Annotated in this window: 19 protein-coding genes and 1 riboswitch; of the genes, 7 read left to right on the forward strand and 12 right to left on the reverse strand. The window is 53.1% G+C overall.

Annotated elements, in window-relative coordinates; translation table 11 throughout:
- Positions 1-2: 2 nt before the first annotated feature.
- A complete protein-coding gene (yoaE, locus tag OGY07_RS22055; protein ID WP_042287780.1) occupies positions 3-1,562 on the reverse strand; it encodes a CNNM family cation transport protein YoaE in 1,560 nt (519 codons plus the stop codon).
- Complete coding sequence (locus OGY07_RS23540; protein WP_373322609.1) at positions 1,550-1,855, reverse strand: protein YoaL; 306 nt, start codon at positions 1,853-1,855, stop codon at positions 1,550-1,552. The genes yoaE and OGY07_RS23540 overlap by 13 nt, the downstream gene beginning before the upstream one ends.
- A 149-nt stretch (positions 1,856-2,004) precedes the next feature.
- Here OGY07_RS23540 and manX point away from each other — a divergent pair, with 149 nt between their 5' ends.
- The 5 genes from manX to mntP all read left to right on the forward strand — a co-directional run bounded on the left by manX (position 2,005) and on the right by mntP (position 6,189).
- Entirely contained in the window at positions 2,005-2,973 is a 969-nt protein-coding gene (gene manX / locus OGY07_RS22060; RefSeq protein WP_060569601.1) for a PTS mannose transporter subunit IIAB, read from the forward strand.
- A 57-nt stretch (positions 2,974-3,030) separates the two neighbouring features.
- A complete protein-coding gene (locus OGY07_RS22065) occupies positions 3,031-3,831 on the forward strand; it encodes a PTS mannose/fructose/sorbose transporter subunit IIC (RefSeq protein ID WP_042287787.1) in 801 nt (266 codons plus the stop codon).
- Between the two features lie 12 nt (positions 3,832-3,843).
- Positions 3,844-4,695, forward strand: coding sequence for a PTS mannose transporter subunit IID (locus OGY07_RS22070; RefSeq protein WP_024132703.1), 852 nt, complete (start codon positions 3,844-3,846; stop codon positions 4,693-4,695).
- A 57-nt stretch (positions 4,696-4,752) separates the two neighbouring features.
- Positions 4,753-5,211: a DUF986 family protein gene (locus tag OGY07_RS22075; RefSeq protein WP_286603172.1), complete on the forward strand. Its 459-nt coding sequence runs from the start codon at positions 4,753-4,755 to the stop codon at positions 5,209-5,211.
- 195 nt (positions 5,212-5,406) lie between these two features.
- A riboswitch (yybP-ykoY riboswitch) is annotated at positions 5,407-5,509 on the forward strand.
- A gap of 113 nt (positions 5,510-5,622) precedes the next feature.
- A complete protein-coding gene (gene mntP / locus OGY07_RS22080) occupies positions 5,623-6,189 on the forward strand; it encodes a manganese efflux pump MntP (RefSeq protein ID WP_286603174.1) in 567 nt (188 codons plus the stop codon).
- On the opposite strand, the gene rlmA is transcribed toward mntP, so the two are convergent.
- The 6 genes from rlmA to mgrB all read right to left on the reverse strand — a co-directional run bounded on the left by rlmA (position 6,186) and on the right by mgrB (position 10,550).
- Complete coding sequence (gene rlmA / locus OGY07_RS22085) at positions 6,186-6,995, reverse strand: 23S rRNA (guanine(745)-N(1))-methyltransferase (protein ID WP_286603177.1); 810 nt, start codon at positions 6,993-6,995, stop codon at positions 6,186-6,188. The two genes, mntP and rlmA, sit on opposite strands and share 4 nt — an antisense overlap.
- A 63-nt stretch (positions 6,996-7,058) precedes the next feature.
- On the reverse strand, positions 7,059-8,804 hold the full coding sequence (gene ftsI2, locus OGY07_RS22090) for a peptidoglycan DD-transpeptidase FtsI2/PBP3(PARA) (protein WP_286603179.1): 1,746 nt from the start codon (positions 8,802-8,804) through the stop codon (positions 7,059-7,061).
- Between the two features lie 219 nt (positions 8,805-9,023).
- Positions 9,024-9,233, reverse strand: a complete 210-nt coding sequence (gene cspE, locus OGY07_RS22095) for a transcription antiterminator/RNA stability regulator CspE (protein ID WP_001062678.1) — start codon at positions 9,231-9,233, stop codon at positions 9,024-9,026.
- Positions 9,234-9,272: 39 nt separating this feature from the next.
- On the reverse strand, positions 9,273-9,389 hold the full coding sequence (locus OGY07_RS22100; RefSeq protein WP_042287799.1) for a DUF2627 domain-containing protein: 117 nt from the start codon (positions 9,387-9,389) through the stop codon (positions 9,273-9,275).
- A gap of 655 nt (positions 9,390-10,044) precedes the next feature.
- Positions 10,045-10,332 (reverse strand): YebO family protein, encoded by a 288-nt coding sequence (locus OGY07_RS22105; RefSeq protein ID WP_042287801.1) that lies wholly within the window; start codon positions 10,330-10,332, stop codon positions 10,045-10,047.
- A 74-nt stretch (positions 10,333-10,406) separates the two neighbouring features.
- A complete protein-coding gene (mgrB, locus tag OGY07_RS22110) occupies positions 10,407-10,550 on the reverse strand; it encodes a PhoP/PhoQ regulatory lipoprotein MgrB (protein WP_042287804.1) in 144 nt (47 codons plus the stop codon).
- A 158-nt stretch (positions 10,551-10,708) separates the two neighbouring features.
- Between mgrB and OGY07_RS22115 the strand changes: the two genes are divergently transcribed.
- Positions 10,709-10,948: a YobH family protein gene (locus tag OGY07_RS22115; protein WP_042287807.1), complete on the forward strand. Its 240-nt coding sequence runs from the start codon at positions 10,709-10,711 to the stop codon at positions 10,946-10,948.
- Positions 10,949-11,059: 111 nt separating this feature from the next.
- Here OGY07_RS22115 and kdgR read toward each other — a convergent pair whose 3' ends face one another.
- Positions 11,060-11,851, reverse strand: coding sequence for a DNA-binding transcriptional regulator KdgR (gene kdgR, locus OGY07_RS22120; RefSeq protein WP_042287810.1), 792 nt, complete (start codon positions 11,849-11,851; stop codon positions 11,060-11,062).
- Positions 11,852-12,027: 176 nt separating this feature from the next.
- Here kdgR and OGY07_RS22125 point away from each other — a divergent pair, with 176 nt between their 5' ends.
- The gene (locus OGY07_RS22125; protein ID WP_042287812.1) at positions 12,028-13,401 is read left to right on the forward strand and encodes an MFS transporter; all 1,374 of its coding nucleotides are present in this window, start codon (positions 12,028-12,030) and stop codon (positions 13,399-13,401) included.
- Positions 13,402-13,478: 77 nt separating this feature from the next.
- On the opposite strand, the gene htpX is transcribed toward OGY07_RS22125, so the two are convergent.
- The 3 genes from htpX to proQ all read right to left on the reverse strand — a co-directional run bounded on the left by htpX (position 13,479) and on the right by proQ (position 17,307).
- Complete coding sequence (gene htpX, locus OGY07_RS22130; RefSeq protein ID WP_042287815.1) at positions 13,479-14,360, reverse strand: protease HtpX; 882 nt, start codon at positions 14,358-14,360, stop codon at positions 13,479-13,481.
- Between the two features lie 192 nt (positions 14,361-14,552).
- Positions 14,553-16,601 (reverse strand): carboxy terminal-processing peptidase, encoded by a 2,049-nt coding sequence (gene prc, locus OGY07_RS22135; RefSeq protein WP_211934425.1) that lies wholly within the window; start codon positions 16,599-16,601, stop codon positions 14,553-14,555.
- Positions 16,602-16,620: 19 nt separating this feature from the next.
- Positions 16,621-17,307, reverse strand: coding sequence for an RNA chaperone ProQ (gene proQ, locus OGY07_RS22140; RefSeq protein WP_286603186.1), 687 nt, complete (start codon positions 17,305-17,307; stop codon positions 16,621-16,623).
- Positions 17,308-17,398 lie beyond the last annotated feature (91 nt).

Below are 17,398 nucleotides of genomic sequence, written 5' to 3' on the forward strand. Positions count from 1 at the left end.
GATTACTCCTCTTCGTCGTGCGCAGGCTGCTCTTTAACAATTCGCACCAGATCCACGCGATAGTCGTTAGCGTCGACAATGGTAATGCTGAGCGGGGCGACCTCAACCACCTCTCCAACATGGGGGATGTGTCCCTTCGCAGCAATCACCAGACCGGCCACCGTCGCGATATCTTCATCCTCATTAACCAAATTGTCCACCGCCAGCGCCTGTTGCAACGCGTGGAGATCGGTGCCGCCTTTCACTAACCAGCCGTTACCGTCAGCGGTGATTTCCGGCGTTTCGTCAGCATCCGGGAACTCTCCGGCGATAGCTTCCAGCACGTCCAGCGGCGTCACCAGCCCCTGTACGACGCCAAACTCGTTGGTGACGATCACAAAACTGCCGCGGGCGCGGCGCAGTACGCCAAGCAGGTTGATAGGATCCAGCGTTTCCGGGACCACTATCGCAGGCGAAGCCGAGGCGATCGCCGCCACGTCAACGCCCTCTTCCAGCGCCACTAACAATTCTTTCGCCCGCACGATACCAATGATCTCATCCAGTTCGCCACGGCACACCGGGAACAGGCTATGCGGCGAAGAAAGCAGTTGCTCGCGAATTTCATTCACGCTCAGGTTCGCGTCCACCCAACTGATTTCCCCGCGCGGCGTCATGATACCGCGCAGCGAGCGCTGGGCCAGGGTCAGGACGCCGTTAATCATATAGCGTTCTTCTTCCGCAAATGCGCCTTCCGGAATGGGCACCGCTGTCTGGCTGTCCGGCTCATGGGCCACGGCAGCCTGGCGTTTACCGCCCATCAAACGCAGGATGGCGTCGGCGGTACGGGCGCGCAGCGGTAGCGTTGACTGATGGCGGATGAAGTTGCGACGCGCAATCTGATTAAACACCTCAATGATGATCGAGAAACCAATCGCCGCGTACAGATACCCTTTCGGTATATGGAAACCAAAACCTTCCGCCACGAGGCTCAGACCGATCATCAGCAGGAAGCTGAGACAGAGCACCACCACCGTTGGGTGCTGGTTGACGAAACGGGTCAGCGGCTTCGACGCCAGCAGCATTACCGCCATGGCGATCACCACGGCCGCCATCATCACCGGCAGATGGTTCACCATACCGACCGCGGTAATCACCGCATCAAGTGAGAACACGGCGTCAAGAATAACGATCTGCGTGACCACCACCCAGAAACTGGCGTAGCCTTTTCCATGCCCTGAATCGTGCTCACGGTTTTCCAGCCGTTCATGCAGTTCTGTTGTCGCCTTGAACAGCAGGAATATCCCCCCCAGCAGCATAATCAGGTCGCGGCCAGAGAAGGTGAAATCCATAACGGAGAACAGCGGTTTGGTCAGGGTCACCATCCAGGAAATGATGGACAGTAGCGCCAGGCGCATAATCAGCGCGAGCGATAAACCGATAAGGCGCGCTTTGTCACGCTGCTTTGGCGGCAGCTTATCCGCAAGAATTGCAATAAAGACCAGGTTATCGATACCCAGAACAATTTCAAGAACGACGAGCGTGAGCAAACCCGCCCAAATTGAAGGGTCCATTAAGAATTCCATGACAAGCTCCTGCTTAAGGAATGGTTAACAGGCGATACGGCAATATGCAGACGAAAAGTGTGACACGAAATGCCAGACTGGCAGGCGCGTTGCGGCCTGAAAGTGAAATGACGTCGGTGACGATCCATATAGCGGGCTGGTGCCCTATACTCCTGATAAGTTAAACGGACGTTAAACATAACAGAGAGAATGCATTTTTGGCAAAGATTTACCTTCCTTTGCAAAGAAATGTAACGGGGATATTTTACTCTACGAAATTTCTCATCGGCGAAAGCTAAATTACGGATCTTCATCACATAAAATATTTTTTTCGATATCTAAAATAATTCACGAAACTCATTGCTTTTTCATTGTAACCCTTATCTGAATCGATTCGATTGCGGACGACGATTCAAATACATCTTACTGAATGATGTGTTAACGATAATAAAGGAGGTAGCAAGTGACCATTGCTATTGTGATAGGCACACATGGTTGGGCTGCAGAGCAGTTACTCAAAACAGCAGAGATGTTGTTAGGCGAGCAGGAAAACGTCGGCTGGATCGATTTCGTTCCTGGTGAAAACGCTGAGACACTGATCGAAAAGTACAACGCTCAGCTAGCAAAACTCGACACCAGCAGCGGCGTGCTGTTTCTCGTCGATACGTGGGGTGGCAGTCCGTTTAACGCTGCCAGCCGCATTGTCGTCGACAAAGAGCATTACGAAGTGATCGCTGGCGTCAATATTCCTATGCTGGTTGAAACCTTTATGGCGCGAGACGACAACCCGAGCTTTGACGAGCTGGTGCAGCTTGCTGTCGAAACCGGTCGCGAAGGCGTGAAAGCGCTGAAAGCGAAACCGGTTGAAACGGCGGCGCCTGCGCCTGTCGCCGCTGCGCCTAAAGCGGCGGCCCCCGCGAAGCCGATGGGACCGAATGATTATATGGTGATTGGCCTTGCGCGCATCGATGACCGTTTAATCCACGGTCAGGTGGCGACCCGCTGGACTAAAGAAACGAACGTGACCCGCATTATCGTCGTCAGCGACGAAGTGGCTGCGGATACCGTGCGTAAAACACTGTTAACCCAGGTCGCACCGCCCGGCGTGACGGCCCATGTGGTTGACGTCGCCAAGATGATTCGCGTTTACAACAACCCGAAATATGCCGGCGAGCGTGTGATGCTGCTGTTCACTAATCCGACCGACGTTGAACGTATTGTGGAAGGCGGCGTGAAGATCACCTCTGTCAACATTGGCGGTATGGCTTTCCGTCAGGGCAAAACCCAGGTGAACAACGCAATCTCCGTCGATGCGAAAGATATCGAAGCCTTCAATAAACTCAACGCGCGCGGTATTGAACTTGAAGCGCGGAAAGTTTCCACCGATCCAAAACTGAAAATGATGGATTTGATCGCCAAAGTGGGCAAGTAACCACCGGCATTTAATTAGCTTTCACACATATGTCTGTATAGCAATAGGAGAAGTACAATGGAGATTACCACTCTTCAGATTGTGCTGGTGTTCATCGTCGCATGTATCGCGGGTATGGAGTCGGTACTTGATGAATTTCAGTTCCACCGCCCACTGGTGGCCTGTACGCTCATTGGCGCCGTTCTCGGGGATATGAAAACCGGTATTATCATCGGTGGTACCCTGGAAATGATCGCGCTGGGCTGGATGAACATCGGTGCTGCGGTCGCACCGGATGCCGCACTGGCCTCTATTATTTCGACCGTTCTGGTTATCGCGGGTCATCAAAGCATTGGCGCCGGTATTGCGCTGGCGATCCCGCTGGCCGCGGCAGGCCAGGTGCTGACCATCATCGTTCGTACCATCACTGTCGCATTCCAGCACGCTGCGGATAAAGCCGCGGAAAGCGGCAACCTGACGGCGCTCTCCTGGCTACACGTTTCCTCCCTGTTCCTGCAGGCGATGCGTATCGCTATCCCGGCGGTGATCGTGGCGATCTCCGTAGGCACCAGCGAAGTTCAGGGCATGCTGAACGCGATTCCGGAAGTGGTGACAGGCGGTCTGAACATCGCCGGCGGCATGATTGTGGTCGTCGGTTACGCGATGGTCATCAATATGATGCGCGCAGGCTATTTGATGCCGTTCTTCTACCTCGGCTTCGTCACTGCGGCGTTTACTAACTTCAACCTGGTTGCTCTGGGTGTGATTGGCGCGGTCATGGCCATCCTCTACATTCAGTTGAGCCCGAAATATAACCGTGTCGCAGGTGCGCCAGTACAGGCCGCGGGTAACAACGATCTCGATAACGAACTGGACTAACAGGTGAACGAAATGGTTGATATGACTAAAACTACCACCGAGAAAAAACTCACTCAGAGTGACATTCGTGGCGTGTTCATCCGTTCTAACCTGTTTCAGGGTTCATGGAACTTCGAACGTATGCAGGCGCTGGGTTTCTGCTTCTCCATGGTACCGGCCATTCGCCGTCTGTATCCGGAGAACAACGATGCGCGTAAGCAGGCCATCAAACGTCACCTGGAATTCTTTAATACCCATCCGTACGTTGCCGCACCGGTTCTCGGCGTCACGCTGGCGATGGAAGAACAGCGCGCCAACGGCGCAGAGATTGACGATGGCGCGATCAACGGTATCAAAGTCGGTCTGATGGGACCGCTGGCGGGCGTCGGCGATCCGATTTTCTGGGGTACCGTACGTCCGGTATTCGCGGCATTAGGCGCCGGGATCGCGATGAGCGGTAGCCTGCTTGGTCCGCTGCTGTTCTTCATTCTGTTTAACCTGGTGCGCCTGGCGACCCGCTACTACGGCGTGGCCTACGGTTACCGTAAAGGCGTCGATATCGTTAAGGATATGGGCGGCGGCTTCCTGCAAAAACTGACTGAGGGGGCGTCAATCCTCGGCCTGTTTGTCATGGGGGCGTTGGTGAACAAGTGGACGCACGTCAATATTCCACTGGTGGTTTCCACGATCACCGGTCAGGACGGACAGACCCGCGTCACCACTGTTCAGACCATCCTCGACCAGTTGATGCCGGGCCTGGTGCCGCTGCTGCTGACCTTCGCCTGTATGTGGCTGCTGCGTAAGAAAGTTAACCCGCTGTGGATTATCGTTGGCTTCTTCGTCATCGGTATCGCAGGTTACGCCGTCGGCCTGCTGGGCCAGTAAGACTGTTGTACACTACCGGGGCCAAACGGCCCCGTTTTTATTTTCTCTGGAGGACAGATGTCGATCACGGACCTGGTGCTGGTTTTCTTTATCGCCGCGTTACTGGCATACGCGATTTACGATCAGTTCATCATGCCCCGCCGCAACGGCCCCACTCTGCTTGCTATCCCCCTGCTGCGTCGGGGACGCGTGGACAGCGTTATTTTCATCGGTTTACTCGCCATTCTGATCTACAACAACGTCACCAGCCATGGGGCAATTCTGACCACCTGGTTATTATGTGCGCTGGCGTTGATGGGCTTTTATATTTTCTGGATCCGTGCGCCCAGGATCATCTTCAAGCAGCAAGGCTTTTTCTTCGCCAATGTGTGGATAGAATATAACCGGATTAAAGAGATGAATTTATCGGAAGATGGCGTTCTGGTGATGCAATTAGAGCAACGGCGCTTACTCATTCGCGTTCGGAATATCGATGACCTCGAAAAAATATATAAACTTCTTGTTTATTCTCAGTGAGTTACAGTTATAGCCTGAGCAATGTTTTACTGTTTTTTCGGTAACCTAAACATAGCTCAGGCTATATATCCGCTTCGAAAATGTTATTTATTTTAACGTTTTTTCAATAATTAAAGCCAAATGAAAATCGTTTTCAATTAGAAGTCAAATAATATTTCCCCGCAGTTGTTTTATATTCTCAAAATATGTTAAGGTTGCGCCGTCATTGGGGAGTAGCCGATTTCCAGACTCCGGAAATGTACGTGTCAACATACTCGTTGCAAAACGTGGCGCGTACGGACTCATCATCAGTTGAGTCAGGCGAGACCATAGGCGCATCAACTGCTGTGCAGGCCACAGAACGTTGTTCCGGCATGCATGTTTACTGGGGGCAGTGGTGTGTTTTATGGAAACCCCGGTCAGGACGCTGTCATGAATATCACCGCCACAATTATTCTCGCTTTCGGTATGTCAATGGATGCATTTGCCGCATCCATTGGTAAAGGCGCCACGCTGCACAAACCTAAATTTTCTGAAGCCCTGCGCACGGGACTGATTTTCGGCGCGGTCGAAACCCTGACGCCGCTGATCGGCTGGGGGCTGGGGATGCTGGCAAGTAAGTTCGTGCTGGAGTGGAACCACTGGATCGCCTTTATCCTGCTGGTTTTTCTTGGCGGCAGGATGATGATTGAAGGCATTCGCGGCGGTAACGACGAGGATGAAGAACCCCTGCGCCGTCATGGTTTCTGGTTGCTGGTGACCACCGCCATCGCCACCAGCCTCGACGCGATGGCCGTTGGCGTAGGTCTGGCGTTCCTGCAGGTCAATATCATTGCCACCGCGCTGGCTATCGGCTGCGCAACCCTGATCATGTCAACGACGGGTATGATGGTCGGCCGTTTTATCGGTCCCCTGCTCGGTAAACGGACCGAAATACTTGGCGGGTTGGTCCTGATTGGCATTGGCGTCCAGATCCTCTGGACGCACTTTCACGGTTAAGCCGCGCGTTGCCAGATGTGCAGACTAAAGTCCGTCTGGCAATCAAAGGTCTCTCTGTCGGCCAGCGCCGTCCATACTTCCGCTTTCGCCCGCCAGGCGAATGGCGTCATCTGCAACAACGCCACCGCTGCCTGCCCACTCAGGGACATGGGGTAAGCGAGAGAAACCGACTCGACTAAAGTGAATCCTTCCAGCTGTTCCGCATGCGGCGCATGAAGGCGCACGTCATCATAGATCAGCCCTTTCAGCTCCATTAAATGACGCGGCCCTGGCGTGGCGGTGATCACCCATCCGCCAGGTTTAACCACCCGCGCCAGTTCGGCGGCCTTACACGGTGCGTAAATCCTGACAATGGCGTTCAGGCTGGCGTCGGCAAACGGCAGGCGATGGCTGGATGCCACACAAAACGTGACCTGCGGATAGCGTTTTGCGGCGGCTTTAATGGCCACCTTCGCGACGTCCAGTCCATAAAGGGTAGCCGCAGGGAGAGCGTCAGCAAAGGCATGGGTGTAGTACCCCTCCCCGCAGCCGATATCCAGAATCGATGGGGCCGGAACGTCCAGACGCCCACAGAGTTGCGCCACTACGGTGTCACGCAGCGGTTGATAATGCCCCGCGTCCAGAAAGGCGCGTCGCGCCTGCATCATTTCGGCACTGTCACCCGGATCGCGTGAACGTTTGTGTTGTACCGGCAGCAGATTCACATACCCCTCTTTCGCCACGTCAAACTGATGACGCTGTGGACAGAGATAGCTGTTCTTCACCTGTTTAAGCGGCAGGTGACATAGGGGGCAGGAAAACGACATAGTAACTCCGGCAGGCTGCTAAAGGGCGCAAGTGTAGCGCGATTTGCGCCCCGGGAGAATATGTCACCACGTGGTCTCAGGCGTCTGCGCGCCATGCATTACCAGCAGATGACTGGAATCGGCAGGCATGCCGTCCGGTTTTACATTTTCCAGACGCAGCACATCCCCCATTATCTGGCTGAAAACGGGCGCGGACACCGCACCGCCATAATACGAACCGTTTTGCGGATCGTTGATCACCACCACCAGCGCAAATTTCGGCGCGCTTGCTGGCGCGACACCGGCGGTATAGGCCACATATTTATCAACGTATTTCCCGTCAGCGCCAATCTTCTTGGCGGTACCGGTTTTCACCGCCACCCGGTAATCCCGCACGGCGGCCTTCGTCCCGCCGCCTCCCGGCAAGGCGACGCTTTCCATCATATGCTCTACCTGCTTAACCAGCGCTTGGGGCATTACCCGTTTTCCCATCACCGGCGGGTCTATGCGGGTAATAGAGAGTGGTCGGTAGATACCGAAACTGCCAATCGTGGCGTAAACGTGCGCCAGTTGTAACGGTGTGACCATCAGCCCGTAGCCAAAGGCAAACGTCGCCCGATCGAGATCGCTCCAGTAGCGGCGCTGCGGCATCAGCCCGCGACTTTCGCCGGTAAGTCCCAGCCCTGTCGGTTGACCGAAGCCAAAGTTTTTATAGGTATCGATCAGCCTCTGAACCGGCATCGCCAATGACAAATGCGACACGCCGGTATCACTCGACTTCTGTAAAATACCGGTCAGCGTAAGCTCCGGGTAAAATCCTACGTCGCGTATGCGATGTCCATCGAGGGTAAACGGATGGGTATCAATGACACTGTCCGGCTGCACTATGCCCTGCTGCAACGCCGTCATAATGACCAGCGGCTTCACCGTCGACCCCGGCTCAAAGGTGTCGCTGATGGCACGATTACGGAAATCATCCAGCACCGCGCCGTCACGATTGTTCGGGTTAAAGTCCGGGTAGTTCGCCATCGCCAGCACCTCGCCGGTGGCAATGCTCACTAAAATAGCGGCCCCCGACTCCGCTTTGTTCCAGGTGACGGCGTTATCCAGCGCGTCTTCCGTTACGGTTTGCAACCGCTCATCGATACTGAGCTGCAAATTGTGCGCAGGGACTGGACTGACTTCAGTAATGTTCTCAATCACATGACCAAACTTATCTTTTCGCACCAGGCGCGACCCCGGTTTGCCCATCAGCTGGGCGTTAAAACTTTTCTCCACGCCTTCGATGCCCTGGCCGTCGATATTGGTAAAGCCGATGAGATTCGCCGCGACGTGACCTGCGGGATAAAAACGACGGGATTCTTCGCGCAAATTGATCCCTGGCAGATTAAGCTTATCGATCCACTGCGCCTGCTGCGGCGAGACCTGACGGGCGAGATAAAGAAAGCGGCTGGACGGATCGCGATTAACCCGGGCCGCCAGCGTACTGAGCGAAAGATGCAGCGTTTTTGCCAGCGCCTGCCAGCGTTCGTTATATCCTACCCCACCCTTGCCGATCAGCATTTTCGGATCTGCCCAGACGGCGTTGACCGGAACGCTGACCGCCAGCGGACGACCTTCCCGGTCGGTTATCATCCCGCGCGGCGAAGCCGTGGTCACATGGCGTAACGAACGCATATCTTCTTGTTTTACCAGCGTGTCGGGCGTCACAATTTGTAGCCATGCCACCCGCCCCAGCAGCAGCCCAAGACTGAGCAATATGGCGAGACAGAGGAGCGCGAAGCGCGCTGGCGTGAAGTTTCTCGCCGCCCCTTCATTTTTCTTTTTCACCTGTACTCCGGCTTTCATTCTTTTCAGGTGATTGATTTAACGAGAAATCCGGCAGGAAAGCGGGGAGAACAATGCTAATAATGTCGCGGCTTTGCAACAAACCACTAACGGATGAGGGTTTTGAAATATTTTGAAGGATTATGAATTAAAAAGCCCCGCATTCGCGAGGCTTTAAATCTGAGTGTGATGCGCGTGAGCGCTTCAAATCAGTGGTGTCGATCAGATAGCGGTTACGTTAACAGCAGCCGGGCCTTTCTGGCCGTCCTGAATTTCGAACTCAACGTTCTGGCCTTCAGCCAGAGTTTTGAAGCCATTACCCTGGATAGCGGAGAAGTGTACAAACACATCTTTGCTGCCGTCTGCCGGAGTAATAAAGCCAAAACCTTTAGACTCGTTGAACCACTTAACTTGACCTTTAATCTTTGCCATTTGCAAAATTCCTTAGAGTGTTTTCTTTGCCCGCAGGCATTACCTAGATGAAACTGAGACATTACTGCATGAGGCACTAATATAAGGTTCGGCAGAGAAGCGGTATTCAACGACAACGTGTTTACTCAGGACTTCTTTACTGAAAATGCCACACATAAACAGAACTGTACCTCGTTTAACCCAAAACGTGTTATCACATACAACGTTAATTATGGCAAGCCATTTTTAAACGTGTCTCGATCCGTCGCACAAATCTCACGAGATGATAAGGTGTATCTGCACAGTTATGCGTCAACACGCGTATCGTTATATTCCCGCGGCGTTCCAGCACCTTCGCCGGATCGGTTGCGCTACAAGGACTTGTTAACCATAGACCAGGAGTTTCAGAACCGCCAGCTTATCCCCGATCATTTTGTTGGTTTACGGCGTTTTCACAAATTCTGCTTTGTTATGCATAAATTGTTTCAACGCAAAAATGTCGGGTTGCATAAATTCCAAAACATTTTACCCTGCCGGGTTTTCTTCTCTTCTTATGCACTAATTTAATGAAAGAATGATGACAATGCACAAAAAAAGGGAGAGAAACGTTTCGATAAAAATAAAAACGATCGTTATCACATAACGAAAACCAACGCGTTATTCCCGGTTAAGAAAATATAATACCGAGACAGCGCACGATAACAGTTTAATAGAACGAGGAAAAAGGGATATAACGAAGCGGTGGGGAATGCACAAATAAAGTGCGCCTGCAAAAGCGACATGCAGGAGTGACGCGATGGCAGGCAACGTCACTCCCGTTCTTACCGCTGGATTAACGCTCTGCAACAAGACGGATGATGCCATCATCCTCTTTTGCGTCGTTCACTGCTTTTGGCGCTTCCGTGGTTTTCTCCGGTTCGTTGGCTTCACAGAGGCGGCGCAGCAATGCATTTTGCCGCTTCTGTTGTTCCAGTAACGCTTCAAGCAGTTCTATCTGCTCGTTTGTTCGAGAACTGGCGCGGTTAACGAAGAACCACAGCACCAGACCGACAACCAGAACCCCCACCGATACAATCAATGACGCAAAATTGAGCACGCCAGAATTTACAACTTCGTTCATTTCACCACCTCACAATAGACGCGCTATTCTACCACCGCGCCAGAGGAAGGAAATCAACGGATGCGAAAATGGCATCACCAGGGGATAAATTTATTGATGGCGCAAATTCCATTGAAGAATTGAACATCCTGATCGCACATGAGGTTGAACACCTGAGCCCACAGCAGCAGGCACACGAGTACAACAACAACCAGAATGACCCATCGAAACTTTTTCACTCCACTCTCCGCTTCAACACCTTATGGCGCTAAATTACCATGCGCTACTTAAACCGGGGCTAACTGTAGCGACAATAGCATCTTTTAGGAATCATTCACTTGTTTCAATAGTTGTAGCCGTTAAGCTCAGTCTCACCAACAAAAGAAAAGAGGTCATAATGCGTTTGATTGTTCGCGCTATTGTTTTGCTTGCTCTGGTCTGGATTGGCCTGTTACTAAGTGGGTATGGTGTGCTGATCGGCAGCCAGGAGAACGCAGCCGGATTGGGCCTGCAGTGTAAATACTTAACGGCCCGCGGCACGGCGACTGCGCAGTATATTCATTCTGATAGCGGCATCATTGGTTTAACGAACTGCCCGCTGCTACGCAAAAGCGCAGTGGTGGTGGATAATAATTAATCTTCTGCCGAAGCGGAAGAGGAAGCAAATAAGAAATACAGGAACGATTTGCCCCTGTATTTCTTGTCACGCCTCGCGTTGCGTTAACGCGTCATCTCATTCCGTAGATTGTCAAAACGGATAGTCGTTATAGCCCATTTGTTCAGAGATTTTACGTGCGGCGGTATGCAGCATTTCAACATATTCGTGCAAGCGTTCTTCAGAGAAACGTAGGGTCGGGAAAGAAATGCTGAGACCGGCGATTACTACGCCAAAACGGTCGAATACCGGCACCCCGATGCAGCGCAATCCTTCTTCCTGTTCTTCATTGTCTTCGCCGTAGCCCTGCTCGCGCACCTTATCCAGCAGCGGCAGCAACGCTTCCGTGGTGGTGATGGTGCGTTCGGTGCTGCGTTTATACTCAACGCCGTCAAGAATTTGCTTCACTTCCTCACGGTCGCGCCAGGCCAGCAGGACTTTACCAATCGCGGTACTGTACAGCGGGTTACGGCGGCCAATTCGGGAGTACATGCGCAGGTTGTACATGGAGTCGATTTTATGGATGTAAACGATGCTGTCTTCATCCAGCGCCCCCAGGTGCACCGTCTCTTTGGTCAGACGGGAAAGTTCTCGCATCTGGATATCGGCGCTGCGGATAAGATCGACGTTTTGCAACGCACGCGCGCCCAGTTCAAACAGTTTGAGCGTCAGAGAATACTTCTCTGATTCGCCTTCCTGCGCCACATAGCCCAGGGTTTTCATGGTCTGCAAAAAGCGATAAACGGTGCTCTTTGACATCATGACGCGCTGAGACAGCTCGGTAATCCCTATTTCACGCTCTTCTCCCAGCGCCTGCAAAATGCCAAAAACCTTTAGCACGGAAGATACAGAATCGGGCTGTTTATCCAGATCTGCGTTAGCCATTTATCACCTCATTACGAGTGTTTTATAAAAATCAGAACGAGTTTTTATTATAATTTCAGCGCCAGGCGGCCGCAATCCATCTTTGCTTACTTCGTTACAAATCTGCGACATAAGGCCTGAATATCAGTGCTAAAATCGCTACCCTGATCATACTCCTCGCAAAAACTATCAACCATATGAATAAATCACAGGCCGACGGTCTGCCGCTTCCGCAGCGCTACGGTGCTATTTTCACCATCGTCATCGGGATCTCAATGGCCGTGCTTGATGGCGCGATCGCTAATGTGGCGTTGCCCACCATCGCCACCGATCTCCAGGCTTCTGCCGCCAGCTCTATCTGGGTGGTTAACGCTTACCAAATCGCGATTGTCGTTTCGTTACTGTCACTGTCTTTTCTTGGCGATATGTTTGGCTATCGCCGTATTTACAAATGCGGACTGGTGGTCTTTCTGCTGGCTTCGCTTTTCTGCGCGCTTTCCGACTCGTTACAGATGCTCACCGTGGCGCGTGTGGCGCAGGGTTTCGGTGGCGCGGCGTTAATGAGCGTCAATACGGCGCTCATCCGTCTGATCTACCCCCAGCGCCATCTGGGACGCGGAATGGGGATTAACTCGTTTATTGTCGCCGTCTCGTCTGCCGCTGGCCCCACCATTGCCGCCGCCATCCTCTCCATCTCATCATGGAAGTGGCTGTTTTTAATTAATGTCCCGCTGGGCATTATCGCCCTGCTGCTGGCAATCCGCTATCTGCCGCCCAACGCGCCGCGGGAGAATAAACCACGCTTCGATCTCCCGAGCGCGATCATGAATGCCTTGACGTTTGGTCTGTTAATCACGGCCCTCAGTGGTTTTGCGCAAGGACAATCGCTGACGTTAATTACCGCGGAGCTGGTGGCGCTGATGATAGTAGGTTACTTATTTATCCGCCGACAGTTGGCCCTTCCTGTGCCGCTGTTGCCGGTCGATCTGCTGCGTATTCCGCTTTTTTCCCTGTCGATTGGCACATCCATCTGCTCTTTCTGCGCTCAAATGCTGGCAATGGTCTCCCTGCCTTTTTATCTGCAAACGGTTCTGGGACGTAGTGAAGTGGAAACCGGCTTGCTGTTGACCCCCTGGCCGCTGGCCACAATGGTGATGGCCCCGCTGGCGGGGTATCTGATCGAGCGTGTTCACGCCGGATTACTTGGCGCGATGGGCATGGTGGTGATGGCATGCGGCCTGTTCGCGCTGGTGTTGCTGCCTTCTGCGCCGTCCGACTTTAATATCATCTGGCCGATGATTTTATGCGGGGCGGGTTTTGGACTGTTCCAGTCGCCAAACAATCACACCATTATCACGTCAGCCCCGCGCGAACGCAGCGGCGGCGCGAGCGGTATGCTGGGAACAGCACGTCTGCTGGGACAAAGTACGGGCGCGGCATTGGTTGCCCTTATGCTCAACCATTTCGGTGATAACGGCACGCACGTTTCCCTGCTGGCAGCCGGTATTCTGGCGTCGGTGGCGGCCGTGGTGAGTGGGTTACGCATCACTCAACCTCGTTCGCAGGCGTAAAAAATGCGCGTCAAAAGACGCGCATTCAGATCCAACCATGATGTCCGGGAAGCGTCAGCGCCACCGGACATCATGTCTTACTTCAGGTATGCGCCACTGCGCAGCGCTTCGATACGTTTATCCAGCGGCGGGTGCGTCATAAACAGTTCGCTCAGGGACTTGCCCTTACCGTTAATGCAAAACGCCATCATGCTGGATGCTTCCTGCGGTTCATAGCTGGTTTTCAGACGCTGTAATGCGGCAATCATTTTTTCACGCCCGACCAGCTTCGCAGAGCCCGCGTCGGCATGGAATTCACGGTGACGGGAGAACCACATGGTGATAATACTTGCCAGAATACCGAAGACCAGCTCCAGAACCATCGCCACCACGAAGTAGATCATCGGGTTGCCGTTGCTACCCTCACCCTCGTCGCGGTTGCCACCAAGAAAACCTGCGGCGATCTGCGCCAGAATACGCGAAATAAAGATAACAAAGGTGTTCACGACCCCCTGAATCAGGGTCATTGTCACCATGTCACCATTGGCGATATGGCTAATTTCGTGCGCAATGACCGCTTCGGCTTCGTCCGGACTCATGTTTTGCAGCAGGCCAGTACTGACCGCCACCAGCGACGCGTCACGGCGCGCACCGGTCGCAAAGGCGTTAATATCCGGCGCATGGTAAATAGCCACCTGCGGCATGGCGATACCCGCCTGACGCGCCTGCGTTTCGACGGTGTTTAACAGCCAGCGTTCTCTTTCATTGCGCGGTTGCTCAATCACTTCTCCGCCCACGGAACGCAACGCCATCCATTTGGACATCAGCAGAGAGATGAAGGAACCACCAAAACCGAACAGCAGCGCCATGATCATCAGGCCCTGTACGCTGCTCGACTGAATTCCTGTCAGACTTAACACCAGACCGAACACAACCATGACGGCCAGGTTCGTTAACAGGAAGAGCGCGATTCGCATCATAATTTTCTTTTAACCTCAACTTAACAAAACGCACTATGCGATTACCCACATCGTATGGGTCGTATGGTTATTTTCAAGCATCAGCGGGCGGTAAGTCACCAGAAAGACACAACTTTACATTTTGTTGCCGTTGGCTGACGTCCTGCTGCGAGTGTTAAAAAAACAGGCACAATTTCTTGTGCCTGTGTGGGGTTATTTGGCGGGAGCGGGCTGTTCTGCGGGCTTCTCTTTTTCGAGGCGCGCCAGATCCAGCGCGATTTTCACGGTTTCATCAAGATACGGATCCGGTTCCTGGTAATCTTTCGGCAGATCGTCCAGTTTCTTCAACACCGGTTTGCCTTCACGCGTAAACCGATCGTTGATCCGCGCCAGACGCAACGCATCATCTTCATTATTCTCTTTTTCACGCTGAGCATAATTGAGAGAAACGATATTGCGTTTATCCTTCATAGCATTGAAACGGGCAATGTCCTTCATGATGTACTGGAACTCAGGATCGCTGGCGATACGGGCATTGTGCGCTTTCAGCAACGCGGGTCCGAACGGTTTGAGATCGTCTGACTTTACATAAGTTGCCGCATCAATGCTATCCCACGGCAGTGCGTTATCTTCGAATTTCTCACCGGTTTCCGTCTCTTCATTACCTGTCGGCATGATGATATCCGGCGTTACCCCTTTGCGCTGGGTACTGCCGCCGTTCACGCGGTAGAATTTCTGGATCGTATACTGCACCGAGCCCAGCGCGGGCCATTCCGGACGCAGCATTTGATCGTAAATACGGTTCAGGGAACGATATTGCTGAACGGTACCTTTGCCGAAGGTCGGTTCGCCAACGATTAACGCACGACCGTAGTCCTGCATCGCCGCGGCGAAGATTTCCGACGCCGATGCGCTAAAGCGATCGACCATTACCACCAGCGGCCCTTTATAGTACACAACGCCATCGGTATCGCTGTCTTCACGGACTTTACCGTTATTGTCGCGCACCTGGACCACCGGACCTGAAGGGATAAACAGACCAGAGAGCGAAACCGCCTCGGTCAATGCCCCGCCGCCGTTGGTACGCAGATCGATAATGACGCTGCTGACGTTCTGTTTTTCCAGCTTCTGCAACTGGACTTTCACATCGTCAGTCAGACCGACGTAGAAGCCCGGAATGTCCAACACGCCGACCTTCTCTTTGCCGACGGTTTTAACGGTCATTTTAACCGCGCGATCTTCAAGACGAATACGTTCACGGGTCAGCGTCACAATGCGGGTTTTTGTCCCCTTACCGGCAGGCAAAATTTCCAGGCGAACCTTACTGCCCTTTGGACCTTTGATAAGCGCAACCACGTCATCAAGACGCCAGCCAATCACGTCCACCATGCTCTTGCCGGTCTGTCCTACGCCGACAATGCGATCGCCAACGCTAATCGCTTTACTTTTCGCCGCCGGACCGCCCGCGACCATGGAGTTAATAACCGTATAGTCGTCATCCATCTGCAACACCGCGCCAATGCCTTCCAGAGACAGGCTCATTTCAGTATTAAACTGCTCGGTGTTGCGCGGCGAGAGGTAGTTGGTATGGGGGTCGATTTCGCGGGCGAATGCCGTCATCGCCAGGGAAAAAACGTCTTCACTGTTGGTCTGAGTCAAACGGCGAATCGCTGATTTATAGCGGCGCGTCAGCGTTTCGCGAATTTCTTTGTCGGTTTTGCCGGTCAGCTTGAGGCTAAGCTCATCAAATTTCACTTTGCTGTCCCACAGCACATTCAGCTCAGCCTCATTTTTCGGCCAGGGCGCTTTGCTGCGGTCCAGGTTGAAATTATCGTTGCCGGTAAAATCCATCGGACGTTCCAGCACCGTTAACGCGTACTGATACCGTTCGAAGCGGCGCTTTTGCGCCAGATTGTAGAGATCGTAGAAAACGTCAAGCTTTCCCGAACGCAGCTCGTCACCTATTTGGCCTTTCTTCTTCGCGTACTGTTCTACGTCGCCAGCCAGCAATACGTTATGGCTATAGTCGAGAAGATTTAAATAACGGTCGAAAATTTTGGCGGAAAAAGCCTCGTCAAGATCGAACTGACGATAATGCGAACGCGTGAAGCGCGACGTAACGCGCTCACTGACGGTCGCATGTTGCGTTTCTTCCTTAAGGACGGGAATTTGATCGGCACGCGTAATGTCGTCTACAGCGAAGGTCTGGCCTGCTAGTGCAAGCAGGCCAGCTAACGCGGTAAGCCTAAAAAATCTGTTCATGCCAGGCCTGGCCTCCGTTTCAGAACACCAGGTGTTCTGCGCGTACAATCAAAGACATACCCGAATTCAGCTGTACACGGACACCATCTTTGGTGATTTCTAATACCGTGGCATCCATCGCATCGTTACCCGCTTTCACCTTCAGAGACTGGCCTACGCTCAGGACGGAAATATCCGAAACCGGAGTCAGTTTCTCTTCACGAGGGGCGCGCGGCGCTTTTGCAGCCGGTTTTTCTGCACGCGGTTTACGTTCGGTCGCGTCTTTACGGCGCGGAGCTGGACGCGGCTTGCGCTCGCGGCGTGGCGCGTCGGAGGTTTCCCCTGCGGCAGCGGCAGCTTCACGTTTTTTCGCTTGCTGTTCCGCACGCTGCGCCTGAACGCGTGCTTTCGCTTCTTCAAGCTGCTTACGCGCGTGTTCAACATGCTGCTCATCCAGCTCACCGCACGGGTTGCCGTCGAGATCAACACGCGTCGCACCCGGCTTCACGCCGTACAGGTAACGCCAGCTGGAAGTATAAAGACGTAAAGCGGAACGAAGTTGCGTTTTGCTGAGGTTCATTTCACCCTCAATACGCTCCACCAGATCCTGAAAAATACCAATTTTCAGCGGGCGCGCTTCGCCTTCCGCACTAAAGCACTGCGGAAAACGCTCGGCCAAAAACGCGATAACTTCTTTACTGCTATTCAACTTAGGTTGATTTTCCATGAAATTTCCTGATTACAACGGACGTAGCCAACAAGCCGCAGGCATGAACAGGCGTCATTATAATGACGCCATCAGTAATTGCTACGTTATC

The organism is Citrobacter sp. Cs237 (assembly GCF_030332325.1).
GTDB classification, from domain to species: domain Bacteria; phylum Pseudomonadota; class Gammaproteobacteria; order Enterobacterales; family Enterobacteriaceae; genus Citrobacter_A; species Citrobacter_A sedlakii.